The organism is Secundilactobacillus folii (assembly GCF_009720675.1).
Taxonomy (GTDB): domain Bacteria; phylum Bacillota; class Bacilli; order Lactobacillales; family Lactobacillaceae; genus Secundilactobacillus; species Secundilactobacillus folii.
In genome coordinates this window covers 1-26125 of record NZ_WNJO01000006.1, presented here as the reverse complement: position 1 = coordinate 26125, position 26125 = coordinate 1, and the positions used below count along the sequence as shown (strand labels likewise).

Sequence of the window (26125 nt, the reverse complement as noted above, 5' to 3'; positions counted from 1 at the left end):
AGAAAATTAAATTTGAGAAATCGAACATGTGTTCTTGATTTTTGAAAATACCTATGATAACCTAAAGATGTTCGGTTGATGAATTCCCAATCGAAACGTCTTGATTAGTTTCAGAATGCGTTGCACTACATGGCGTCCCATATGCGTCATGTAGCGAAAAGTCGCCCTCTACCTCCCCGCAGTTGGCGATTTTTTTGTCGCGAAAAGCAGCCATATCATTTATCACATTAAGGACTATACCAATCTTAAAATCCCGATATAACTTTGCTGAAATTAATTTAGACTCCCCGCCAGACTGACGGCTAGCACCTTCACAACAGCAACCTCGACCTGCCAGCAAAACAGCCAACATCAAATAAAGCGTCCATGTAGCAGCTACGAAAGGCTGTCGACATGGACGCTACTGTATTTTAAACCCTATTAAACAAACGGTCGCTTGACTCCTGCGATGTCGGCGCGCTGGCTGTTACGAATCGGCTGCACCATGACCTTAGGCGGCCAAGCTTCGATGACTCGATTGTGACCCAGATAAATCGCCACGTGCCAGATCACGTGCGTACCTGGCTCGTAGTAGAAGATCAAATCACCACGCTGCCGGTGGGCATACTTCACACGGGGCAGTTTCTTGGACGCCCAGAGGTTGCGGCTGTTCCACTCGTTACCCGGATACGCGTGGTGAATGGAGCTGATTGGTGCGGGATCAATGCCACCCGCATACAGCGCCTGCATCACTAGTCCCGAACAGTCCGCGCCATACTTGGGACTGGATGAAGAACCAACCAGGTAGGGATTGCCCAGGTACTTGTAGGCTTGCTTGATCATCGCTGCAATGTGCGCTTTGCGACTGTTTTTAGTTGTCACGGTCAACGGCGCAATGTAACTGTCGATGCTGGTCCACGAAGACTTGGTAAAGCCCATCTTCAGCCAGGTCTTCTCGTCCACGTTTCCGGTCGCCTTGAGGTGGTGCTTCTTTTGAAAAGCCTTCACCCGGTAGTAGGTAGCCGTGTTGTATTTGTCATAACCCGCATAAGTCTTCATCTTACGCATGATATACCAAGTCTTAATGCCTTCGTAGTTTCGCTTGACCGTGTAGCCCACGGTGCCGTCCGGCTTGATCTGCTGATTTTGAATCTGATAGTCCTTTTTCGGATTCTGATAGGCCTGCGCTTGGGAGCTAAAGCCTGCCAGACCCAACGTTGTTCCAAGACAAACGGCAACGATCCATTTCAATTTCATGTGATAGTCCCCCAATTAATAACTCAGCGCACGGTAAGCATCCGCGCGACGATGTTTAGTCAACGTACTGTTTGTCATGCTGGCGCGTTTCTCAGTCCACGGGTCGTTGTAGTAGATCCGCGACTTGGAATAACCGGTCACCGTGAGGGCGTGGTTGGAAAAGCCGTCCACGTTACCGACCCAAACCACCACCAGATGATTGCGATGCACCTGCGCTTTAATGCTGGTCAGGCTAGCGCCGGTCATGTTCTTAGCGCTGCCCATGTGCTTCTTGACGACGCCCATGAGGCCACCGGGAAATACATACCAGCCACTCGTCTTATACGGACTGCCCACGAAACCCTTGTTGGGATTCGAACTCCGTGGCATTTCCCTGGCTAGACTCAGCTTGGTGACCTTTGCCCCGCCAAACGCCAGCATCATCGCCGTAGCCGTAATTTCACAGCCAGTTGGTAGTTGCGGCCGCTGCCCAATCAGCGGTGCAACCAACCGATAAGTCGATTGAACGGTGGCGGTTTGTTGGATCCAGCCGGTGTGGGTATGGTTATAAGTGAACTTTAACCACGTCTTGCCAGCTACCACCTCTTCACGCGTAATGTGGATGAGCTTGTTGGCATATGTACGACCGGCGCTGATGGCGGTCATGTTAGTGGCCGCCGTTTGGTAGGCACCACTGCGATACACCGGATAGTTGTGAGTGGTGTTAGCCCCCATTGTGGTGTAGTAGCTGACCTTGGTGAGTCTGGTAACGGCGGCGTAGGTGGTTTCAGGCGTTGTTGCCGTGGTGGCAGCGTGCGCGGTAACGGTTCCTGTACCGATGATGACCCCGATTAGAACTGCGAGCATCCCGTGCTTCATGAACGATTCCTTCCCCCCTAAATAAGTTAATCACATTATAGCATGATTAGTGGGCTGGATTGGAAGGGAATGTTGGGTGGTTTGATTGGAATAAACAGTAACAAATCACGTTCAGGCAAAAAAAAGCACTCCCGATAGAGTGCTTTATCGTAATCATTTTTCAACTTAACAATTAGTCTTATTTAACATGGGCTGTCTTAGTAGATGTCACATAGCTAAAGTGGCCGTGAGAATAGTTGCCAACTGCGACTTTAACGGTTTTAGCTTTCGGTGCATAAATCTTCTTACTGAAATTATGATGACTGCTGAGCTTGGCATACTTGTATCCGCGATATGTTTTAATTCTTGCGTATCTGGCTTGCTTATAAAGTGTTGCATGCCCAGTAACTTTGACATACTTTTTCGATGATTTTTTAGCGGTCAGCTTGCTGATACTGCTCTTCTTAACAGTTTTGGCCTTAGTTTTGGACGGTGCTTTGGTAGACTTGCTAGAAGCAGGAGCGGCTGGGATACCGGTGATATTAGAGGGTGTTACATCGGCATAAAAATCCTCTTCAAAGTCTCCAGCAAAGATAGGCAAGTCAATATAAGCATCACCATTTTGACTCTCAATATCACTTTGCACATCAATATACCCTGGATCGAAACCTCCATTAGCCACACCATCTTGATCCCCAGTAGAGAGCCTTGGCATAAAGTATTCATAGATGGCAGTAATAGCATTAAAATCAGTATTAGTGGTGCTAGTTGGATTACCATCACTATCTAGACTTTTATCAGCATCATTTACTATGGTTTGAAAGGCAGCCATAAACGATGGTGCAGAATCACCATAAGCTTTCTTTGGATTACTCGTCAATTTACTGAAATACGCCGAATTCAATTGGCTTTGAACCTTAGGACTCGCTTGTTGTACTGCAGCCTTCAACGCAGCAACATCACTCAAAAACTGACTATAAGAAATGGAACTCTTTGCATCCGCTTGGGCTTCTGTGACATTCAACGCATTGGGCACCGTCACAAATACCCCACCTAATAATGCCGCACTAAGCATTACTGTTACTGATTTCTTCCCGAATACCTTTGACATATAGATTTCCTCCCTGATATTACTAACTATTAATGGTCTAATAAAATGATCATTAAGATTATAATAGTCTAATTTAGAAGTAAATCAATACAAAAATACAAATCCGTAAAAATATTGTTGTTCTGAATCAAAAAAGCATCAGTTCAAGACTGAACTGACGCTTCTGGAAAATACATATTGGAAAACTCTTTCTACTTTGCAAACGTCCCCGCCAACAGCTTACCCAACTTCTGGTCGGTCTGAACAGTCGGATGTAAGAATCCGTCATTCAACGTCGCCAGACGGTTAGAAGCTGTAATTAAGTTTGGTGCCAAATAGTGGAAGTTAACCACTTTTGCACCAGTTTGATGGTAAACCTTCCGCAAGGCCTCACGCTCCTGTCGCAGTGTGTAGCCCTCATCATTAGTGACATTCGAACTATCAGCGCTGGTGATCATATTGAAACGGGTCAACGGCAAGATACCAACGATGTGTGCGTTTGGATTCAATCGCTTGAGGTATTTCACATAGTGCTCCAGCGTACTAGCTACGTGAGTTAACGAGCCAGAACCAGAACCTTTTGTGTAATCATTGGTGCCTAACGCAATGTAGATATAGTTCACTTTCTTCAATTCGGCCTTATGCTGCTGAACCTGTGCTTTAAGATCCTGGCCATGAAGCGTGCCGTTTTGGAACGTGTGGTAACGATCGCCCACAATTTTAGCATCGGGTACGGCATAGTTATGCATGTGCTTGCGTGACATGCGAATGTACTGCGCAAACCAGTCGACATAACTGTTACCGTGATTCAGTCGAGTCCCATCCCAGCCAGCGGGAATACTGTCGCCGAGAAATGCAATTCGGCCGTTGTAGGCTTGGGTATGCTGACCGGTCGGATGGAAGCTAGATGAATTAACAGACTGCAAATCACAGGGACGAATCCAAAATGACTTTGCGGAATTCGTAACGTGATAAAACCGCATCCGCTTACCATTGACGTTTAAATCCGCATACTGGTCACGGAACCAGCCCTGTTTAAAATCGGTCTTCGTTAGTTTAACGTTTTTTTGTAGCTTCAAACTGGTAAAAGTCATGGCGCGGCTCTTTAATGAGAAGGCACGAGCCATTCCCTTACTTGTATCAATAAGCTTAACATTCGAATATTTTTTTACAACACGTGCAGTTGAGACTCTTGTTTTAGCCTTAATCTGCGTGGCTTGGTTTGCTGAAGTTGACGACTCAGCCTTTGCACCTAATGGCACCATAGAAACCACCCCAATTAATAACGCGATGGCAGACACCCATCCGCGCTTATGTAGTTTAAATCGACTCAAAATAAATACAACTCCCTTTACTGATAAGGTACGAAGACAATCATACCATAGTCGTGATGGAAGTTGTAAAATTGTAAGAATAAAATTACCATTCAAAGTCTTCTAAATCATTGTTAGAATCTAAGCCATATTTTGCATATAAATTATGTGCAAGTTCCCTAAGGTAACGTCCTTCCTCTATAAATTTTTCTGCCTTCGAACGAAATTTTTCTGCCAAGCCTTGAAAATTATCACGCCCGTATAAAACTAATAATTCCTGTGCAGTCTGAAAATGGATATCATCTTCTTGAGCACGCTGTTTAATTTTCTGGGCTCGTTCAAGATCATATTTTAGAAGCAGATATTCTGCAGAATTAGCATCAACTTTATTACGAATTGCCTGATCAAGAGCACTCTGAGCCAAAGATATTTCTTTATCCATTTCTGCATACTGATCACTGGCTGTTCCAAAGCTTGTATAGACAGCCCAAATAGCGTCTGAAATTGACCTTGCGTCTCGCGAGTCCTGCTTCAGACTTTCTGCCTTTTCAAAATACGAATCAGCTAGTTTTATCTCTCTCTGCTTTTGTAAACTATCATTCGAGTTTGAAGAACTACCCTCAACTTTAGAAGCATTATTGCTTGAATTTGACGGCTTCTCAATTCCCTTTATTGGCACCGACTGGTTGTTTGAAGGTGATTTCTGACTTTCATCATCTTTTTGTTTTCCACGATTCAGACTGTTTTGCACCGTCGTATTGGTCTGCAAAACCTGAACATACTTCACTACTGTCTTGTAACCTTTTTTATTAATAGTCAAGCGATATTTCCATCCTGCGTGCAACTTATGATGAAGCTTTACTCGGAAAGTCCCTTTCTTTGAAGCTTTTCCGTAGCCATACGTTTTTTGATAACGAGTCAACTTTACCATAGAGTTTTTTGTGGCCGAGCCTTTAACGACTGTACTCTTGTTTGTCAACGACGAAGGCTTCAAATGTAACTTTTTCACGCTGGCTTGAGCACTATTACTAACCGTCAAAACAGCAATTACCACTACCCCAGCAAAAACAGATTTAATCATAATTCATTCCCCTTAACTTTTGAATATCTTTAATATACCAGATCTTCTACGGTTACGATACAAAAATATAAGTAATCATACAATTATTCGATTTTATTTCACAAACATTTTTCTTGCATGAGTACTAAATATATGCCGATCAAAATGCCATTTATAAAGTTATATCAAGCAATTTAAGGGTTCAATCCCTGAATCTTTTCGTAATTTGGAAATGAATAAATATCTATTACGGTATAATGCTCGAAAGGGGGTATCATACACCCCACAAGAAGATTTTAATAACAAGTTACTAAACCAATAGCTCTTTTTGCAAAATAAAAAAGCGTTAGCTTGAAAAATAATTTTCAAGTTAACAACTTCATTGTCCATTTCTTTCGTAGTCTTTTTCTACCGATCTTTTTTGCATCTGCCACCATTCTTCATGGTTACGATACCACTCAATCGTTCGCCTTAACTCAGCTTCAAAATCAGAAAATTTGGGCTGCCAACCCAGCTCTTTCCTGAGCTTACTCGAATCGATGGCATACCTTAGATCATGCCCGGCTCGGTCTTTCACATGATCGTAAGCATCACTGGGCTGTCCCATCAATCTCAAAATCATTTCCAGCACTTCAAGATTGCTATGCTCGCCATCCGCGCCAATCAAGTAAGTCTCGCCAATCTGCCCCTTAGTCAGAATATCCCAGATAGCCCGTGAATGATCCACAGTATAGATCCAATCCCGGACGTTTTTCCCACTGCCATACAGCTTCGGCCGAATCCCACTAAGAATGTTAGTTATTTGCCGTGGAATAAATTTTTCAATATGTTGATAGGGACCATAATTGTTGGAGCAATTTGAAATCGTGGCTTGCAGGCCAAATGAGCGGACCCAAGCTCGCACCAACATATCTGAACTAGCCTTTGATGAAGAATACGGACTGCTTGGATTATAAGGTGAATCCGGCGTGAATTTTTCGCCTGCCCCTTCCCCATGACCGGGTAAGTCTTCTCTCAATGGCAAATCACCGTAAACTTCATCCGTTGAAATGTGGTGGAACCTGACACCATACTTGACACACGCCTGAATCAGCGTATACGTGCCAACAATATTAGTCTGAATAAAGGGTTCAGGATCAATCAAAGACCGGTCGTTGTGACTCTCGGCCGCAAAATGCACGACATTATCAGCCTTAGAAACCATTGAATCTACCAACGAAGCGTCACAGATATCCCCAACTACAAGTTCAACCTTGTCAGCCGGTAGATCAGCCAAATTAGCACGATTGCCGGCATAGGTCAGCTTATCTAATACCGTGATATGTTTAACCTCGGGATGTTCACTAATGATATATCGAACAAAGTTAGAACCTACAAAACCTGCACCACCGGTAATAATCAAGTTTTCCATAAGCCACTCCTTATAATCAATACCTCTAAATGCCAACTTGCTAATAATTTTGTATCCTTCTCTTTTCATTATGTACTTTATTAACCAATTAACACAAGAAGCAATCAGCTTGTATGGTTTTTATCTCATCCCATACAAAAAACGCCACCCAAACGGTGACGTTTAACAATTCATTTGAATTTATTATTAATAAGCTATTTTGTAGTAAGCTTTGACGTTGACAGTATTTGTTGAAGTAGTAGTGGTTGCACTATCAGCATGATCAAATGTGTATGATACACCATCATTGCCAACAAGGGTTCTTAAATTAGCATCCGCAATAATGTCTTCAACATCAGAAGCGGTCACATTATCACCAAGCTTAACTTGGAACTGAGCCTTAGCCCCAGAAGCAGTCAAAGCGTCAGAATCATTAGGCTTCAACGTAATTGAGTTGCCCTCAGTATTAACGACGCTTATGTTAATGTTCTTCGTGCTGTTAGCAGCGTCAAAGGCTTTAACATAGTAAGTAACTGTATCGCCATTCTTAGCTACAGCAGCAGTTGAGGCGTTGTCAAATGATGCAGAACCACCATTGTTATTGCTATAAGGGACATATCCTGAAGGAATGCCACTTACAATGCTTTTAAGGTTAGATGTTTCTGTAGCGTTGGTAGTTGTTGCGCTTTTATCGAATGGCAAGGAGCCAGTGCCGACACTCTTACCGGTATCTTTATCGACATAATTAATCTTAACAGAATTGCCTTGAGGAGCCTTAACACCACCATAATAGATCCAGCCAGTAATCGAAGGTGTCTGGTCATCAGTGACTTTGTAGTATAGTGAGCCTTCACGGGTCTTGGTTTCAGCACCGCTGACCGTGAAAGTATCAGTTGACTTGTAAGCACTCATGTCGACCTTAGCAGCCTTGTACTGCGTGTTTTGAGGATCACTCCAAAGGGTGTTCTTCTTTTGATTGACCAGAGTGTAACCAGTCAATTGAGTAGGTAACTTAGCGTCTTGCGTGGTCTTAGCAGATGCGATACCACCGGCAAATACATGGATGCTCTTACCACCATAGATCCAGCCACGGTACTTGCCGTTAAATGAAACGACCTTGAAGTAAACTGAACCACGGTTAGTCGTAGCATAACGGTATGCCCGGAAGTAATTAGCCGAACTCTTGGAATTGCCTAAAGCCGCCATAGTTGACTTCGAAGCAACGACCCGTGCGCCACGTAAAGTACCAGCTTTAGTATACAAAGCGTTTGTACCATTAGAAGCAACGTTCCGAGCTTCTGCAGCACCTGGTGCAGCCCCAATCTTCGAAACTTTTGCATATGTCTTGGCGCTTGCATTACTAGTAGTTACAAAACTACCAGCAGCTAATACTGAAACGGCAGCCAAACCAAAGTATAATGACTTCTTCAAACCTGATTTCATACCCAATACACTCCTTTTTAATCAAAGACTATCGCTAACCCCTTGCTAGCTGATTTAAGCATAACACCCCTTTCATAAAGGGGGTGTTCTAAAAGAAAAACTTAAAGTTTCCGTAATCTTTGTAACGTATGAATTCCGTGTTGTATCTAAAAACACCAACAAAAAAGAATGAGTCAAATGAACTCATTCTGTAAAATACCTATTCATCACGCTCAACACTCGGCACGCCAATCGTAATCGGCAGGTTATGCGGGTCAATCAGACTAACGTTAATGGGCTTCTGCAGCTTATCGATCAGCTTCCGCTCGGTGTCGTAGTTGGCCACTAGGTATTGCTGTTCAGGCAGGCTGTCGGTCCAGTCGTTAAATGCATCATCTTCGAGAACGGCATCCGTCACCAACGCAATCGGTGCTTTTTGTGCGATCTTCAAAAAGTTGCGGTAGGCGTCATTTTCAATTGGGCCAACCAACACGCCGTTGGTATTGAAATCGTTCTGCAGCCACCACTGATTGAATTCATCAATCGACTTAAAGGTCGCCACCTGCATGCCCACCGGATTCAACAGCTCAATCGAACTCAAATTGTCATTCTCATAGTGAATTGTCAGCACGCCCAAACCGTTTTGACGGTAGTATTCGTCGCGGTCCTTAGTGCCGTCATCATGGTAGAACCGATTCGATGCCAGCCGGCCTTCAGTAGACAAGAAACTGGTTTCCGAGAGCTGATCATTTTGGTAGGCATCAATGGTAGAAATATTCTCACCCAGATCAAAGTAGCGAATCTTCAAGCTCCAGCCATCGTCTGGCAAGACCAACGTGCGTTCAGTATGGGTGTCATTCCACTCATCACTGACTGCGTTATCAGGCAATTGGTATTTAGCCCCCAAATCGCCCTGATGCAGCAAATTATACAACGGATTATGCACCGACACCGTACCGTTGCTGACTGCTAGATCATTGGTCCACTTGGCAATCTGACTGTTCAGATTCAGTGTAAATTGACTGGAATACAGCCCAATATGCTTGATACCGCGCTCCATGAACAATTTCACCACCAACTTCATCAACGCAAATTGGTCATCGGACAGGTTATCCATATCCAAGACGATCTCCGAATCCGCATCCAGTTCCAGCCCCTTCACCGGCACCTTGATGCCCAACCAGTCTTGAATATCCTGATTGATGGTCGCTAGCTGTTCATCTTGCTCGTCCTTTTCGTTCTTCAACTTCGCCAGTTCATTTTGGGACTTCGTTAAATCAGCGGTCAAGGAGTCCAGTTGCTTACTGCGTTCCTCATCCTCGCTAGCAATCTTGATCTGGACGTCTTCGACTTGGTCATTGACGTCACTCAAACTCTTTTGATCAGCCGTCAACCCGTCACGGACGGACTGCAGCTGCTGCTTAACCTTCTCGCGCTTGGCATCCACTTCAACGATCAGCTGTGCGTTTGCCTCCCGCTCTTTCTTATTGACCGCAATATCGTCGCGGTACTGGTCAGCTAACGAAACGATGTCAGCCGGATCCTCGGTACTTTCAAACTGGGCTGAGATATCCTTTTCAGCTTGTGCTAGCTTCTGCTGCTTCTCATTTAACGTCCCAATTTCTTGGTTGATCTCATTGACCTGCATAATAAGTGCGCCAGCTTGGTCCTGCCCCGCTTTAATCTTTTGGTTCAGATCCTTTTGCTGGGCAACCAGTTCTGAAGTCGCCTTTTGCAGGTTATTCTCCATCTCATCTTGAATCTGAGAAATCGACTTGCCAGTATCATCTACCGTTTGCTGCAGGTCAGCAATTTGAGTATTCAGCGTTTCAATCTTAGCCTGCGTCGTCGATTGGTTGCCAAACAGTAAGTCCTGTAAGACTTCCCGGGTATCGTTATATTGACGCGCCACGTCAGCCAGACGCTGTTTAGCCACTAACGGTGACTGAATGGTAGCGGCTGGTTGAGTCGCCTCAGAATCTGCTACTTCTGCTTGTGTCTCAGTGGCTTCACTAGCTTGTGACTCTGGTTCCTGTTCAGTAGTAGGTTGTTCATTTTTAGTTTCATCTGTTTTCGGTTCTTTTTGTCCCCTGAATAAATCTCGTAGTCCCATGAGCGGGCCTCCTTCAAACTTTGAGTGCATACGTTAATCTTACCATTTAACCGGCTTCACAGGGGCAAAACATTAAAAATTTGCCGTTAGATCATGCGGTTTAAAATGCCAATTAGCTTTTTAACCGACACCATTAAATTGATAGTCACTTATCGCCTGACAAAATTGTGAAATACAGCACATAAAAATTTATTGTTACAATTAGATTTGTCTTTTACATTATTAGTCGTTAAGCACCACGAAAATAGCAATTATTATAAATCTGGAAACATCGAGTTCCATTCTGCACTTAAAATCAACACTAATCCTTTTATATCGTGCAAAACCAAATTTTTCTGCTTAATATACAGTGATACAGACTTATGGCATTATAGAAACTCCTTTTACAAATTTGATTGTAATATAGCATTTAAAACACTTGTAACCGGGGTTGTAAGCGCTTTCTTTTGTGGCATAATACATTCGTACCACAAACAGAAAGGACTGGTTTTAAATGAAGATCAAAGCTGCAGTTGTTAGTGAAAAGGATGCCGATTTCGAAATTAAGGACGACATCGAGTTAGCCGAAATGGGACCCGATGACGTCCAGGTGCACATGGTCGCAAGTGGGATCTGCCACACCGATGAAGCGGTACGTCATGGCGATTCAGACTATAAGTACCCGGTAATCCTCGGACACGAAGGCGCAGGCATTGTGGAAAAAGTTGGCCCAGAAGTTACGCAAGTCGCAGTTGGCGACCACGTTGTCATGAGCTACTATGCTTGTGGCGTCTGTGATAATTGTCTGAAGGGGCACCCGACCCAGTGTGAGAACTGGGCAGTTAATAATATGTCTGGCCTTCGTCCCGGTGGTACTGCCCACTTTACAGAGAATGGCAAAACTGTTGCTGATCTATTCGATCAAAGTTCGTTTACCTCAACTACTGTTGTGCGTGAACGCAACGTCGTCAAAGTTCCTAAGGATCTTGATTTGAGAATCTTAGGTCCACTGGGCTGTGGTTACGTCACTGGGTCTGGGACTGTGCTGAATAACTTGAAACCTAACCAGGGTGATACGCTGGCAGTCTTTGGAACAGGTGCTGTTGGGTTAGCCGCGATGATGGCCGCTCGAATTGCCGGTTGCACCAAGGTCATCGGTGTTGATATTGTGGATTCACGGCTGAAACTGGCTAAGGAACTAGGTGCCACAGATGTCATCAACAGTAAGAACGTGGACGCCGTCGCCAAGATCAAAGAACTGACGGGTGGCAAGGGTGTCAACTTCGCAGTAGATACCACGGGTGTTACCTCAGTAATGGAATCTTCAATCAAAGCCTTAGCACAAGGTGGTATCACGGCCACGGTTGCAGTTACCCCTCACCACATGGACGTTGATCCTTGGAATGATCTCAGTATGAAGGATCAGCAAGTCCGTGGTGTCCTGATGGGTGACTCCATTCCACAAATTGATATTCCACGGCTGATTGAATTCTACCGTATGGGCGAATTCGACTTCGATAAAACCGAAAAGTTCTACAAATTCAGTGATATTAATCAGGCGGATGCTGATTCTAAGTCTGGTAAAACGATTAAACCGGTTTTGATTATTGATGAGGATTATAAGCCGGGTGAATGATAGAGAGTAGATTGTAAAAGGCGTTGAAGTTTATGGCTTCAACGCCTTTTTTGTCTGCTGACTTAGAGTCTTTATCGTGGAATATTTTTCGTAACCATTAAAGACTTTATCAAGAAAAGACGAGTTTATTAATTCACCACCATTCTATTAAAGCTTTCAATCGACAGGTATTGACTAAGGATCTACAATCCTATAGCATTGCTGTAATAATAACTGCTAAAAGTAGTAATACCCAAGCACTTACATATCTTTCTGCGTATACGAACACAAGTCCAATAATTACTAGTTCATTTTATAAAATTAATGTCAATTCCCAATTTGACTAATAGAACCGAAATATCAAAAGAAAATTCTCGGACAATTTAAATTCTATAAGCTATGAATACAGGGAAAAAGCTCCAGATAAATTTAAGGGGAGATTAGAAATCTCCGTTCATGTATTATCATTCTTATATTTTACACGAGGTGAAATAATATAATATGAAACCAATTGATGAAAATTGCATTGAGAATGTTTCTAAAATCCTTGCTGAACTAACTACTGGATCAAAAATCACCGTTATGTTCCAGAAACTTGGTCTAAAAGATTTTGATGAAACTCGTCGAAAACAAAATTCTTTGCTGACTAACTCAACAAAGTGGAGAAGAATAAAGGAATCTATTATTAGCGGTTGTCAGCTATCTAATGATGCAAAACCGTTATTTAACGTAATCAGTTATATTATGAATCCGCCTGATTTTTTTCAGGATCCGGATAAATGGCATCGAACGCTTCAGTCCTTAAACGAGAAACTGATGTTTTATGGGTATGAAATTAATGATGCCGGAGAAGTAGAATCTGTAAACGTTCCAAAAACTTTTTCAGAAGCTCAAAGACGCCTACAAACACTCAAAAATAGATTATCCAAGTTAGATGTTCACCCAGAAATATTAAAGTACTGTAACTCAGAACTCCTTCAGGAAAATTATTTCCATGCCATATTTGAAGCAAGTAAGTGTGTCTTGCAAAAAATTCGTGATATCTCTGAATTAAACGATGATTGCAATTCATTGGTCAATGAATGTTTTAATACTAAACGCCCTATTGTATTAATTAAAGGGAATATGCTAAAAACTCAAACAGAAAAAAGCAAATATCTAGGCTTAAAAAGTCTTTTGAATACTATTGTCTATCTGTATCGTAATCCAAAGGCTCATGATCCAAAACTTTATGACGTTACTAGCGAAACTGACGCTATTACAGCACTAACATTGATGTCTTTGGCATACGGACTTCTAGAAAAGTGTATTAATGTTCGCAACCTTGACTAGCCTAGGCACTGCTTAACAAAAAAGCAGCTCGTTATTTTTCAATTTTGAAAGCTTAATTTTTCCAAAAGCACATTCTTTTCATAACACCTTTACATAAGACTTGATACGAATGGAGTCATCTAGATCTACTTGTCTAAAACCAATTCTTTCAGCAGCCGCTTTGTTTAATCGCCTTAACTTTTTCTCGAATAATTTCTCATTTGGATCCACCAATCCATCTAAAAAACGATTTTTAGAACTAAAATTCGACGTATAGTATTTAATTTTTGAAATGCCAATTTTTTGGGCGAAAGTAACCACAGCACTTAAAGAACTCGCGTAAAAGTTTGCAAACTCTTCTACCGTAACTGCACCTTGATATGTAATAACGTCAAATCCATTGAGCACCATTTCAGGAAGTCCGTTTGTGAATACTTTAAAGTTGCCGTCTATAAATAACTTTCTGTTTCCTTCGTATTTTGTCCAAACATTCATCGAACGATTGTTAGAATAAACTTGGTATGCAAGCTTGACACCAAGCTTCTTCATCGCGCTATCAAGTACACTCAGATTGTCTGTATCAAGCCAAGACGAATTGTAATTATAATCGGTTTCCCATATAAACCATTCGTTCTCTTTGAGTTGAAGACCAACACTAATTGCATGAGCAGTTGATTTCAAGATATCCAAGTGAGGATTATTAACAATGCGGCTAATTGCTGCCACGCTTAACCCGGTATAACAACTGAACTTTTTTATACTAATATTTCTATTCATTAAAATCTGACCCAGTTTGTTGACACAATATTCGCCCTGGTTTATCTCATTCTTCACAGATGTCAACTCCTTCGTTATAATATTTAATCAAAACGTCATCACATAAAAATTTGGTAATAAATTTCCGCTCAATGTTGCCTGCCTAAATCCTAATTTCTTTGCAACACGTTTGTTTTGTAAACTTATACTGCTTGGAAAATTAACTTGATCGTGGCGGGTCAAATGACATGCTAAATATTCTTGTGCGCCGAAATTCTTTGTATAATATTTCAGTTGGTACATACCCATTTCCCTGGCGAAATTGATCATGGCTCTCAACATATTTGCGTAGAAATTTGATATTTCTTCTATAGTCAGATTGTTATGATGACTCATTACATCAAAATCTACTATTGTCATCTCTGGAAGCCCCGCCATATCAACCCTCATATTAGCATTAAGGTACTCCCTTCTTATTCTTTCTCTTTTAGTGCAGATATTGACAGCATTATTGCTGTTATAGGGCTGATATACAAGGGATACATTGTATATCGCCATTTCTTTATCCAATAATTTTAAATGTTTATTTGTAAATCCATTGGGAGCGTAAAGATCATTAAATCTCCAATAATGCCAATCATCCAGCCCTATATGAAGCGCTTCGCTAATTACGAGGGACATGTCCTCAGTTATATTTGCTTTCGGATTATTTATGATCCGGCTTATTGTCGACATACTTAAACCAGTGAATTTGCAGAACTTGTACTGTGATATATATTTTTCCTTGAGAATTTCACCCAGTTTGTTACATCGATACATTGTATGATTAGAACAAGTCAATTGCAATGCCTCCTTATTTGAGGTAAGAGTAGCAGTTGAATAGAAGGAAAACAAGGTTTAATATATTGAACCATTTACCCTCGACAAATCCCCAGTAATATGCGGTTTTTAAAAATAGTAAACCTCTAGTCCATTTTTTAAAATTAGCTTTTTTAAGTTATCAAAGTCGTGCAGATCAATAACCCTCTTAAATGACGTCTTTTAATAGCTATATGATTAATATGATTTCTACCCAAAACAGTAAACAATAGTTGCAGAAATCATAATTAAGTTAAAATCCAAGTACCAGAGATTAGCCATTCATAATAAAAGAAATAATAACGTAAATTGCAATAACATGTTAGCCACTTCCAAAATTTAAAATCTATACAGCCTGATCATATATTGAGGAACTATTTTAAATAGTGGTTGTTTGGCGTAATAGTTAGCGACGAACTCGCTTCAACTCGGAATGAAATACTTCTTCAGGAGTTTTGTAAGTCCAAAATACACTGAGGCAGATGATTAAGATGTTTCTCAACCCGATATCGGCTGGAGCTAGTTCATCAAGGAACTTTCCTTTCGGAACATCACGTCGAATCATTCGGTTTTGCGCTTCATTAGTTGTTCGATCGCATGATTGATATGGATGGGCATAATAGACATCTGCAAGTACATTTTCTAAGCTGCTGAAATCGATGCCGTTATCTGCTGTAACTGTTTTGATAATGTCACCATATTCAGCTGTGATTTCTTGGAGAACATGGTTAACTGAATCGGCATCCTTGCCGTCGATTAAACGCATGAATTACACCGAGATTTACGTTCATTCATCGTTAGAATGACACTTTCCCGGCCATTACGTTTACCTACAACCGTGTCGATTTCAAAGTGACCAAACTCGCGACGCGAATCGGCCCGATTCGGCCGATCTTAGGTACTTCTACCAATCAGGCGTTTGTGCTTGGTGAGATGTTTATGGCCTGTCCGTCGTTTCGTCTTTTCCAGCAGATTAATATTTCGAATCTCCAGTAGCTGCGCATCAATATAGTTGAACAAGGTGGCCATACAAACCTTCTTATTAGGTTGGTAAAAATGCTCACGTCTGGCACCGCCCAATAACGGCATCAGGAGACCAATGATCACACTTAAACCGCTCGACAAAGTAAGCCAAAAATCGGCTGCCTGAGTGATTTTACGTGGCCGATGACAGTTGCGATTGTGCAGATAACGTGCACTAGATGCGTAAGGATCGTACACATGATAATATTGACGGTGACCATTAACCTTTTTTACCTGATCAATTTTGCCACGATGTAGTTCATTATTGACAGTTTGCGGACAAACACCAATTCGAGCGGCAATCTGACGATTGGAGAAACCCTGTTGATGAAGTTGAGCAATTGAACCGCGTTCAATATCAGATAAACGGTGACCTTTGACATGTGACATGGTAAGCTGTTCATGCATCAAGACGAAAACTTCTTTCATTGTTTATGTAGGAACTGCAAGGATAACAGGACTTTTCGTCTTGGTGTTTTTTAATTTTAAAAAGTGGCTAACTTAATTCTAAAACCCGCGCTATAGTTAATTTACAAATATATTGAAACAAGTAGCTAATTAATCAAACTCATTAAAAACTGTGATTTTGATTTTTGAGAATGCTGGTATAATAGTGATTCTTTTTTGTTTTCCCCGCAGGTGCGGGGGTGGATTCCTTTGTTGATTTAAATCCTAAAGTGTGATGTACACACTGCACGTGCCTACGCCTCTGAAGCGTATTTTACCGATTATTCATATTCCTACATCGGGCGAACAATCTCACAGAAAACGACCTATACCAAGGTCGTTTTTTATTTCAATCAAGAATATCACCACCGCTTCTTATACCACACCATGTTATATTGTAAAACACCCCAAGCAGCTCTATACTAACGATAACCATAACAATACAGGCGGTGAATTATGTATGACAATCGAAAAACTTATCAATAAACAGAAAGAACAGAAAACTTATCCTTGGACCAACAAATCAGAAGATCACGCATTAGACAAGGAAGTTACATACTACTCAAATAAACTAAGATCTTCACATAACATCATTTTACATGGTGCGCCAGGCACAGGCAAAACCTACCTTGCTAAGCAAATTGCGGCCCATTTGCTGATAGACGGTGATGATGATTCATTCGTTTCTACTTACGAAAATTTACTCGACATGGATACTACGCAAAATCGACTGGGTTTTGTTCAATTTCACCCAAGCTATGACTACACGGACTTTGTGGAGGGGCTCAGACCCGTCGTTAATGAAGCTACAGAAACAGGTCAAGACCATATTGGCTTTCAACTCCAAGATGGTATTTTCAAACAATTCTGCCAAAGAGCACGCACTATTCCTACTTCAAAATTTGAATTCATTAAAGCGACGTGGGCGGAATACATGGACCAAGCAGAAAAATCCTTTTTTATGAAGCACATTTTTCCGAAACTACAAAGTCTTTGCGAAAAGGAAGAAATATTGCATTATAACGGCTTCGACTATAATGAAAAGCTCGATAAACAGTTAACCTTTATGCTTTACTTATCAGGAGATAATTTAGCCTTTAGAACTAAAAAAACTAAATCAAACGACGATGATTCTGACGATGCTAGCTATAATTACAGAGATGCTATCCGTTACAAAGATTACATGGATGACACAGAAATGCTGAAAAAAATCAATCAACCAAAAGATCAAGAACCATTCTATCAACGATTAAAAGATCTCTTCTTTGCGATTTGTGCACATAACATTGAAGCTCTCACCCAACACTTCCGCAACCTCACCTACGTCTTCATCATCGACGAAATCAACCGTGGCGAGCTTTCAAAAATTTTCGGTGAGTTATTCTACTCAATTGACCCTTCTTACCGTGGTCAACGCGGGGCTGTCACCACTCAATACCAGTCCATGCACCAAGATACCAAGGAGCAATTTTACGTTCCTGATAACGTCTACATCATTGGCACGATGAACGACATCGACCGTAGTGTTGAACCCTTCGATTTTGCTATGCGAAGACGTTTCAGGTTCCTAGAATTAACAGCTGAGTCACAAAAATATGTACTAAAAGGACTTAATCAAAGCATCGAAAATGACACTAAGGATGATAAAAACTCATCTGAAGTTAACTTGGCAACCGACTGCATGACAGCAGTTAATCAAGCCATCAAGAGTGCACCGGGCTTCGCAGCCTCTAATGCTCACGAAATTGGGCCTGCCTACTTTCTTAAATTGCAGGCGTTACATGATAACATTGCTTCGGAAGATTCAACAACAGAGACTGCTTCAGACAATAGCGAAGTAACCACCTGGGAAAAGGCATTCGCACAACTATGGACCGACTATCTACAACCCATCATTTCCGAATACGCTAAAGAACTACCCAATAGTGATACTTTCATTCAGAAGGTTCAAGACGCCTTTTGCAACGCTCAATACCCGTCTTAGGAGCATGCTAATGATTAGATTAAAGGATAACTCCCCGGTACCAGGCTCCAGCGATTCGGATGACAAAAAGTCTAGTCACCCTTTTGAGTGCTTAAAAAATGAAAGCTTCAGCACACTTAAGAATGATGGTATCGTCACCTTCCCGTATTTCAAACAAGATTTAGACGTTATTAACGCCAATGCCCCGCTGTTTACCGGTACGAGCTCTGACGATACTTTTGTCGGCGATTATCTGGGTGTCATTAATGTTAAACTAAAAGAAAAGGTTAACCAAAAAGAAACTTATCAATCAGCTTTCATCACGTCTCGTTTCTGTACTGATACTAACGATTATTTTCTTTACTACATGTTAGAACGTGTCTTTAATTTTCCTATAATTGAACAACTAACAACGCAAGAAAGAGCCGATACCTACTTCAGCCTATTGATCTGCTCTTTTCCACGACTTTTTAAGCAAGCGCTGGTCAAGGGCCTTTTTCGACAGTATCGCACCTTTGCCCATAATGACAGCAACGTTCGCGGGACCATCGATATCAATCGGCAAATTAAAACTAACGTCCCGTTTTTGGGGAAAATTGCTTATCGAACCCGCGAATATACCGACGATAATTGGTTGATTTATTTAATCTGTGCCACCATCCAGGCAGTTAAGGCCTCGCCGTTTCGTACCATGCTGACGAAGGACCCAGAACTGAACCTGCTGGCAAACCATATTTTACAAATTGGCCATCATTTTACACGGTACACCACGTGGCAAATCATTAACCAAAACGAACGCCACCCCATCCACCACGCTTACTATTTGGAATATCAACCGTTACAACGCCTATGCCTCGCTATTTTAAAGCATCAAGCAACCAAATATTCTAACGCGGTAGAAGAAACGAACGGCATTCTTTTTAATGCATCGTGGTTATTTGAAGAGTACGTGAATAAATTACTGGCGCCCTCCTTTGATCATCCGGACAATCGCCACCAGACAAAAGCCCAGAAACTTTTTGCTAATAATAATGACTACCTTTTTTACCCCGACTTTATTGGTAAAGATCAACTTCAAGTCGTTGCGGATACCAAGTACAAGGATTTCAGTAAAAATAATGTCCACGTTCATGACGATCTGCTCCAAATTTTAGCTTATATGTACCGACTAGCCTTTAACGCTGGGGTCTTAATTTACCCGGATACTCTAAACCCAGGTACTGGTAAACCAGATCATCAAAAACTAGAACTGATTCACTCTCCTGCCGCTAACATCTACCGCTATAGTATCGGTGTTTGCATCCAAGCACCCGACTATCACACTTTCAAACAGATCATTCATCAGCGCGAAAAAGAATTGATTCGGTTTATCACTGAGCTTTGACTATTTGTTTGTTAGTTTCAAAGGGCATATTGCTTTGTAGACACCTATGATTTAATCACAAAAAAGTTAATCTAAGGTAATTTAAATTTCAAGGGGCTCTTTAAGCATCAAGAAATTTATAATCTTTATTTTTACGTATGGATCTTCAATTCCGAGTCAGATCTCAATCTTACAAACTATGAGGTGTAGTCACCATCTTTCCTGAAGTGTGGTAGCGGACGGCAAAGTGGACTACACCTTTTTGTGTCTGTGCATCATAAAAAAACATAAAAAATATCTGGTGCCAGATAGGCAAGATAAACTTGTCTACCCAACAACAAATATCGTAGAACCCCTCTTAATTTTAAAACCTTTCTAAAATTCACTATTATCTAACTTCTTGTATTTTCAGTTATCTAAGTATTAATTAAAAGCTCATTGTTTATTTAACGCCTTGTCTATCTAGTATAGAATCACCCCCGCACACGCAGGGAAAACAGCAAGTTTTAGAACTGTGTTAAAGCAAAAAGAGGATCACCCCCGCACATACGGGGAATACACGACATTTTCAAGAAAATTTCACGACAATGATACTGAATTCTAGAAAACTACTTGACTCCATCGATAGCGAATCTTTAATTCATTATTATAAGAAATCCTCAAGTGTCTAACTATGATTCTAGAATGACTTTTAACGTCTCCTGCAATCCATATAATACTCTGCTCAGAAAATCCTTTTTAGCTTCAAATTATTTCCAATCTTTTCTAGGGATAAAAAGTATGTTGATGTATTCTGATTGGCAGTAGATGCGAAATATCTGATAAATATATTGGTGGTAGATAGTTCAATTCCGAATCCTTTAATAAAGTTTCAATCATTTTTAAGCACTAATCTACTTCCTTTTACTTTCATTTTACCAATCAGCAAATAAATTAATAGGTTTTTTTGCGCTTTTAAATCAGTAAATCGCTGCTCACTTTAACACCCTCGGCATCTCTTGTTTTATCTTCCCTAATTTCGACATTATCAGAGAAGTCATCAGGTTGACCGCTGGATTATCAGTCGATTTAAATGAAATACCCGAATCGATCTGCATCTCGTTAGTTGGAATCTGAAATATTGCTACTTCGGGGTTATGGAACAGTCTTTGTTTCTGCAACGTATTTTGCACCGAGAATGTAATGCCAGTCTGGCAATGGATCAGTTCAGCAGCAAGATTTAAATCAGGAACAACGACACTACGCTGAACATCTACTTGCTTGTTGGTTAAGTAGTCGTCAACTTGTTGCTGAAATTTCGAATCAGAGGAAGTAATCAGTGGCTGAACATATCACAGTCAGCCAAAATAACGACTTACATCAATGTTGCAGATAGAAGTGTTCACAACAATCATGGTAATTCAAAATTCAGAAATAATAGCTGGAATATAATTATGCTATCCAAATTAAGAGTGCCACCTTTGACAGCACTAATAGCGTCTTAACTTTGTTTTCCAATTTCATTGGAACATGAAAAGTTCTAATCATTAGCTAATCCTGCAAGCTTTTGACTTACAGCTAGATTAATATTCCTAGCATTGACCTTTCAACACCACCATGAATAATATGTCATTACTAATTTCAGAACGAAAAACATTAATTTTCTGTGTTAAATAAAGAATATCGTATTGTATAGCATATAATAATCGGATTTTGTTGAATTTTGTCAACCGGCATGATACACTATGATTAATAAAATTAGAAAAGAGGTTTTTCTGCGATGGAACCAAATCCAATTATTCTACGATCAGTAGTCGAGGCCATGTCCATAACCGTTCGGGATGTATTGGCTGACTTTAATGCCTCTATCTCATCTGTGAACCATAACGGGCTGTATCAAGCTGTTTGGGCACGTCGAGGTCAAGTTGTCACAAACATGCTTGCCGATAACGAAACCATCAAAGTTGTCCATGTCCATCACAAATCTATCTGGCAGTTTGAAGCAATCGTTGACACTGACCAACGTGATGCATACTTGCTAATGTCGCATGATAACTTAAAAGCACTGCAAAAAAAATTTAAGAAGCAGAGTTCTAGTCACCATCATTACCTATACTCTTTTCTTTGTCTCAACCCTAAACCAACTAGCACGCAACAATCGTTATTTCAATCTGATGAAAATGAAGAAGCGGCACGAAAAAGTGACTGCGACATTATGTTAGGTGAATTTGCTAATCAAATCGATCGTGTTTACGTTGTCGCTTTCGACTACGCTGAAAACACTGCTACTGGTGGTGCAATCTATCTTCTTGACCAAAACGGTACAACGATTGAAACCAAGGATATTAGTGATATGCTTCTTGATCAGGAAGAAACAAGTGAAAATGATTCATTAGGTACCGATCCTATCAAGCATTCCAGCAAACCAACACCGTTGGTTAAACTTAAAATTAAGAAGGCTTAATACCAACCAATTTAATATTAGTGAGGATGTTGCATTATGGGCTTTAAAATAAATGGTAACCGTCTCCGAGAAGCCCGGCGCTATCGTAGGCTAACCATCACAAGCCTTTCCGAAAAAACCGGTGTTTCAAAGCAAATGATATCTCGATATGAAAGAGGTACCGCTCAACCAGGATTAGATGTCTTCCCGAAAATTGTGAAAATACTTCAATTCCCAATCGATTTTTTTACTGGGATCAACAAATTTGACTATAAGGACGAGGGAACCTATTTTAGAAGTCGTCTAACGTCCACACAGTCTGAAAAGATGCCAAGTGAGACATATAAAAAAGCCACTGGACTTGTTCGAGACATGTTTGGTGAGCACATCGAGTTCCCTCCGCTGTTTCAAAAGGAAATCACACCTAAATCTCCAAAAACTGCTGCTCTGAAACTTCGTCATCTATGGAACCTGGGCGATAAACCAATTAAAAATGTACTTCAACTTTTAGAAAGACATGGTATTTTGGTTGCACTAGTTAATTCTGATTCAGAAAAGATCGATGCTCACAGTGGGTATGTTGACATCAACCAGCATCGTTATTATGTTGTACTAGTAGATGCTAACAGTACAACTTTCTTCCGCCAACAGTTTAGTCTTACTCATGAACTCGGTCATTTTATTCTCCATTCAAACAGTATTAAGCCACAATCTCTTGACGCACAGGAGTACCGTCAAATGGAGAAAGAAGCAGATGAGTTTGCTGCAGAATTCTTATTACCTGCGCAAGCATTCAAGAATTCCATCAGTGGAAACCTTATGAATCTAGACGAATACGTCCGTCTCAAGACGAAGTGGTACGTAGCAGCGAGTGCGATGGTGCATCGTGCCCGGTCACTTCGCTTAATTAACGCCGATCAATATCTACGCTTGCAAAAGCGAATTAGCGCGCGCGGTTGGCGAAAACAAGAAAAACTAGACGGAATCATAAATCCATCAAAGCCTCAACTCCTGCACGAATCTCTAGACCTACTTGAGGGTGCAAACATCCTGCAGGCACGCGAACTTTCTGGTATACTGAACGACAAGTACGGTGTGGCTTTTCCGACAGAAATATTAGCTCAGGTCATTGGTGTCCCCATAAACCGATTTAAGGCTGACATTGTACAACTAAAAAACCATCACTAAAGCAACCCACCAATCCAAGATAATTCTTGTGTTTGCTTACGGGTAAAGAAGCCAATATATTGAAATATCGAACAAAATTGAACGATTATAAAAAGATGGATGCTCCTCACATCCACCTTTTTTATTCAAAGAATTAAAAATTTCAAATCCGATTTTTTGTCCTGGATAAACCGATTTCCTCTAATCCTCCACTCAGTAACTAGCATCCGCCCGGTGCGAATAAGCATGTCTCACCTTATGGCCCTTAATATAATCGGTCCCATAGCCGCCTTGATAGCCACGAATGACTTTATAGCGATGACCATTGATCTTACGACTGGTCAGCCTGAAGCCGTCTTCCGGAAAGACACTTTCCGCACCACTTAACTGGGCCTGCAAAGAAAAGTAGTACCGGCCCCCGCTCTTAAAGCCATGATAGGCCAACTTGTGGGCCCGACTCTTACTTGTCGAAGAAATTTTAAACGGCTTGGGTTTAACCCCCGACTTTGACGTATAAGTAGATGCAGAGTGGACATTGATCTTAATGACGCCCCACTTTGACTTGCCCAGATAACTATAGAACGTTCCGCGGACCGTCTTAGGTGTTGTGCCTGAAGCCTTCGCATTCGCTGTTACCCCGCTGAAATCAAAGGCAAAAAGCGCACTCGCCGCTACCAAACCCGTGATGACTTTATTTCTCATCTGAAATCCCCCTAGACTGTTTTGGATCATGACACTAAATCAAACGAATCTATTCCTAGTATACCTATTAAATTATCTCATGATGAAATTATTTTATAACTTTATCTCACAAATACCCCTGCCCTGCCCGAACGGATTCACCCTGTCGACACACTGGCACCCCACAAGCCCACTCACGCATCTAAATACCCCAACAACTCCCAAAATCTACTAGCAATTCCCCGCCAAAAAGCCTACCATCAAAGATAACTAAACGCTACCAATCACACAAAGGGGGACTCTTCTATGAGCTTATGGACCATGCAAAACAAACAAATTCTAGATATCTTAGACCAAGACGGTATATATTACCCGGATTTCCAAAAAAGCGACTATTTACATAAAATTCCCAAGCTTAGTGATCTCTACAACTATTTTCTGACCTCGTTTAACGCCATCAACGCCATTCAACCCGATGATCAAAGCGGTCAGGGCCTGATCTTTTGCTTCATGGGCTATGATTACCAGACCCACGAGGAAGTGCACGCCGATAACTTCTTAGACTTCATTCACCGCCACGTCGCGATCAACAGCTTATGGGAACACCTTACACGTAATCCGGATAACATCTTGCTGGAAGTTGACTTTAATCACGAATTCTTCAACCCTTTAATGCTCGACATCAATGACTTTCAAATCCTTATGCCACCCGTTCAAGCACTACCACCGTACACCGAAGACGATTTAAACCGCATCTTAGACGACATCCAAACCGGCAACATGCCCCAAGCCATCATGCCTAGCTACGTCGTTCAAGCACACCTACCCTATCTCCGGCCCGAAAACATCCTCAACGTTTACCATTCCTCATAAACGTTCATGCTACCGATCCATCTAAACGAACTGGCCTCGAGAACGCTAAATAAGCAAACAGTCTTCACTTTTTGTCGCCACTTTTCAATTTACAAGTCAAATATGTACAAATCGGTATAGTCCTATGTTATAGTCTAGCCATTGTTAATCACTCAAAGTTGATTTTTAAAGGAGACCTTATGCTTTATTTATTGGACGTAACTCCATCATATTATCAAAAGCTCAGTCAGCAACGCTACCTTGATATTACTGATATTCAGCCGGATGATGTGCGCACCGCCCAAGACGATCCCCGATGGTTACCAGATTTTAACCAAGTCCTCACCATGATCAACGTCGCAGAGTCCCGGAGCGACTACCGCACCATCCTCGTGATGAAGGGTCAGCGGATCATGAAATGTTAACCGCCCACGAACCAGTTGGTCAACCGTCTGTCGCGACAATTCGTCTAGGACTATCGCCAAGACCTCAAAGGCTTCGCTGAAGGCGTCGGCATCAGGCGTCAGATCCCCTATTGCTGTGACGACTTCTGGTTAGTGCCAGTTGATCAAAAACGGAGTTCTTACCTGTCCTGGATCAGATTGAACGTTGGTGGCAAAACTTGAGAATACCGCAAGCTCCAATCAGTCGTCGCCTTTCAGGAACAAGTCCCGCTGATGGTGCCGCATAGTAAAGCCGCTATGAAGTTCCGCGAGTGGAAGTTCATGAAGATTGTCGATTACCTGCACCACATGGCGTTAAAGACTTTGCCTACTCACTATCAGCCTATGCCACTACCTGATAACGAAACCTTCCGCAAGCTAAACAAGCGTGTCAAGGATACTTTTGAGCGGATACTGATCAAGCAGTTGTTTGATTCCGGGTTTGATTGATTGGGAGGGCGGTTCTTAATAGGCCATCAGAACACCCTTAACTCAGTTTGCCAGGAAGCTTCTTGGACTTTGAAATACCGTAACTGGATACATCATCTCTGTTGTCAGCAAGCAAGAAAATCCTATCAATCCGGCAGACATGATAACGTCAAAATACTTGAATTACTCGGATGAATACTAGCCTCACAACGCCACCTTTAGCCTCAAACTTTAAAAACGCCGACCTACCTGAAAAGGCAGACCGGCGTTTTTGGGTGCTACGATATTTAGAGTTGATAGGCTACTTGCCGGCCAACTCTTTTTTCTATACCATTTAGATATTAGAAGACATGAA

Annotated in this window: 20 protein-coding genes and 1 pseudogene; 9 read left to right on the top strand and 12 right to left on the bottom strand. The window is 41.4% G+C overall.

The genetic code is table 11. The annotated features are described in order from the left end of the window. Positions 1–420: 420 nt before the first annotated feature. From GM612_RS06035 to GM612_RS06000, 8 genes are all read right to left on the bottom strand, one after another. Positions 421–1236 (bottom strand): NlpC/P60 family protein, encoded by an 816-nt coding sequence (locus GM612_RS06035; RefSeq protein ID WP_155431490.1) that lies wholly within the window; start codon positions 1234–1236, stop codon positions 421–423. 15 nt (positions 1237–1251) lie between these two features. After that, on the bottom strand, positions 1252–2094 hold the full coding sequence (locus GM612_RS06030; RefSeq protein ID WP_155431489.1) for a C39 family peptidase: 843 nt from the start codon (positions 2092–2094) through the stop codon (positions 1252–1254). A 178-nt stretch (positions 2095–2272) separates the two neighbouring features. Beyond that, positions 2273–3184: a hypothetical protein gene (locus tag GM612_RS06025; protein WP_155431488.1), complete on the bottom strand. Its 912-nt coding sequence runs from the start codon at positions 3182–3184 to the stop codon at positions 2273–2275. A 191-nt stretch (positions 3185–3375) separates the two neighbouring features. Beyond that, the gene (locus GM612_RS06020) at positions 3376–4497 is read right to left on the bottom strand and encodes an SGNH/GDSL hydrolase family protein (protein WP_155431487.1); all 1122 of its coding nucleotides are present in this window, start codon (positions 4495–4497) and stop codon (positions 3376–3378) included. A gap of 85 nt (positions 4498–4582) precedes the next feature. Continuing rightward, positions 4583–5557, bottom strand: a complete 975-nt coding sequence (locus GM612_RS06015) for a hypothetical protein (protein ID WP_155431486.1) — start codon at positions 5555–5557, stop codon at positions 4583–4585. 358 nt (positions 5558–5915) lie between these two features. Then, entirely contained in the window at positions 5916–6947 is a 1032-nt protein-coding gene (gene rfbB / locus GM612_RS06010) for a dTDP-glucose 4,6-dehydratase (RefSeq protein ID WP_155431485.1), read from the bottom strand. Between the two features lie 186 nt (positions 6948–7133). Beyond that, positions 7134–8369 carry an S-layer protein gene (locus GM612_RS06005; RefSeq protein ID WP_155431484.1) on the bottom strand — a complete coding sequence of 412 codons (1236 nt, stop codon included), beginning with the start codon at positions 8367–8369 and terminating at the stop codon, positions 7134–7136. Positions 8370–8568: 199 nt separating this feature from the next. Then, positions 8569–10461 (bottom strand): hypothetical protein, encoded by a 1893-nt coding sequence (locus GM612_RS06000; RefSeq protein WP_155431483.1) that lies wholly within the window; start codon positions 10459–10461, stop codon positions 8569–8571. Between the two features lie 493 nt (positions 10462–10954). Here GM612_RS06000 and GM612_RS05995 point away from each other — a divergent pair, with 493 nt between their 5' ends. Next, positions 10955–12076, top strand: a complete 1122-nt coding sequence (locus tag GM612_RS05995) for an NAD(P)-dependent alcohol dehydrogenase (protein WP_155431482.1) — start codon at positions 10955–10957, stop codon at positions 12074–12076. A gap of 480 nt (positions 12077–12556) precedes the next feature. Continuing rightward, the gene (locus tag GM612_RS05990) at positions 12557–13387 is read left to right on the top strand and encodes a TIGR02391 family protein (RefSeq protein ID WP_155431481.1); all 831 of its coding nucleotides are present in this window, start codon (positions 12557–12559) and stop codon (positions 13385–13387) included. Between the two features lie 78 nt (positions 13388–13465). On the opposite strand, the gene GM612_RS05985 is transcribed toward GM612_RS05990, so the two are convergent. The 3 genes and pseudogenes from GM612_RS05985 to GM612_RS05975 all read right to left on the bottom strand — a co-directional run bounded on the left by GM612_RS05985 (position 13466) and on the right by GM612_RS05975 (position 16411). Continuing rightward, positions 13466–14200 (bottom strand): hypothetical protein, encoded by a 735-nt coding sequence (locus tag GM612_RS05985; RefSeq protein ID WP_155431480.1) that lies wholly within the window; start codon positions 14198–14200, stop codon positions 13466–13468. 30 nt (positions 14201–14230) lie between these two features. Then, positions 14231–14962: a helix-turn-helix transcriptional regulator gene (locus tag GM612_RS05980; RefSeq protein ID WP_155431479.1), complete on the bottom strand. Its 732-nt coding sequence runs from the start codon at positions 14960–14962 to the stop codon at positions 14231–14233. Between the two features lie 424 nt (positions 14963–15386). After that, positions 15387–16411 (bottom strand): annotated as a pseudogene (locus tag GM612_RS05975) (IS30 family transposase). Positions 16412–16910: 499 nt separating this feature from the next. Here GM612_RS05975 and GM612_RS05965 point away from each other — a divergent pair. The 4 genes from GM612_RS05965 to GM612_RS05950 all read left to right on the top strand — a co-directional run bounded on the left by GM612_RS05965 (position 16911) and on the right by GM612_RS05950 (position 23386). Then, entirely contained in the window at positions 16911–18434 is a 1524-nt protein-coding gene (locus tag GM612_RS05965; protein WP_246147612.1) for an AAA family ATPase, read from the top strand. Between the two features lie 10 nt (positions 18435–18444). Then, positions 18445–19797: an McrC family protein gene (locus tag GM612_RS05960; RefSeq protein WP_173021231.1), complete on the top strand. Its 1353-nt coding sequence runs from the start codon at positions 18445–18447 to the stop codon at positions 19795–19797. A 1738-nt stretch (positions 19798–21535) separates the two neighbouring features. Continuing rightward, positions 21536–22219, top strand: a complete 684-nt coding sequence (locus GM612_RS05955) for a DUF5986 family protein (protein WP_155431477.1) — start codon at positions 21536–21538, stop codon at positions 22217–22219. Between the two features lie 36 nt (positions 22220–22255). After that, a complete protein-coding gene (locus GM612_RS05950; protein WP_155431476.1) occupies positions 22256–23386 on the top strand; it encodes an ImmA/IrrE family metallo-endopeptidase in 1131 nt (376 codons plus the stop codon). Between the two features lie 192 nt (positions 23387–23578). On the opposite strand, the gene GM612_RS05945 is transcribed toward GM612_RS05950, so the two are convergent. Next, entirely contained in the window at positions 23579–24067 is a 489-nt protein-coding gene (locus GM612_RS05945; RefSeq protein WP_155431475.1) for a hypothetical protein, read from the bottom strand. A 285-nt stretch (positions 24068–24352) separates the two neighbouring features. Between GM612_RS05945 and GM612_RS05940 the strand changes: the two genes are divergently transcribed. The 3 genes from GM612_RS05940 to GM612_RS05930 all read left to right on the top strand — a co-directional run bounded on the left by GM612_RS05940 (position 24353) and on the right by GM612_RS05930 (position 25791). Next, positions 24353–24919 (top strand): hypothetical protein, encoded by a 567-nt coding sequence (locus GM612_RS05940; RefSeq protein ID WP_155431474.1) that lies wholly within the window; start codon positions 24353–24355, stop codon positions 24917–24919. Positions 24920–25098: 179 nt separating this feature from the next. After that, positions 25099–25323, top strand: coding sequence for a hypothetical protein (locus tag GM612_RS05935; protein ID WP_155431473.1), 225 nt, complete (start codon positions 25099–25101; stop codon positions 25321–25323). Positions 25324–25623: 300 nt separating this feature from the next. Further along, on the top strand, positions 25624–25791 hold the full coding sequence (locus tag GM612_RS05930; protein WP_155431472.1) for a hypothetical protein: 168 nt from the start codon (positions 25624–25626) through the stop codon (positions 25789–25791). The last annotated feature ends 334 nt before the right edge of the window (positions 25792–26125 follow it).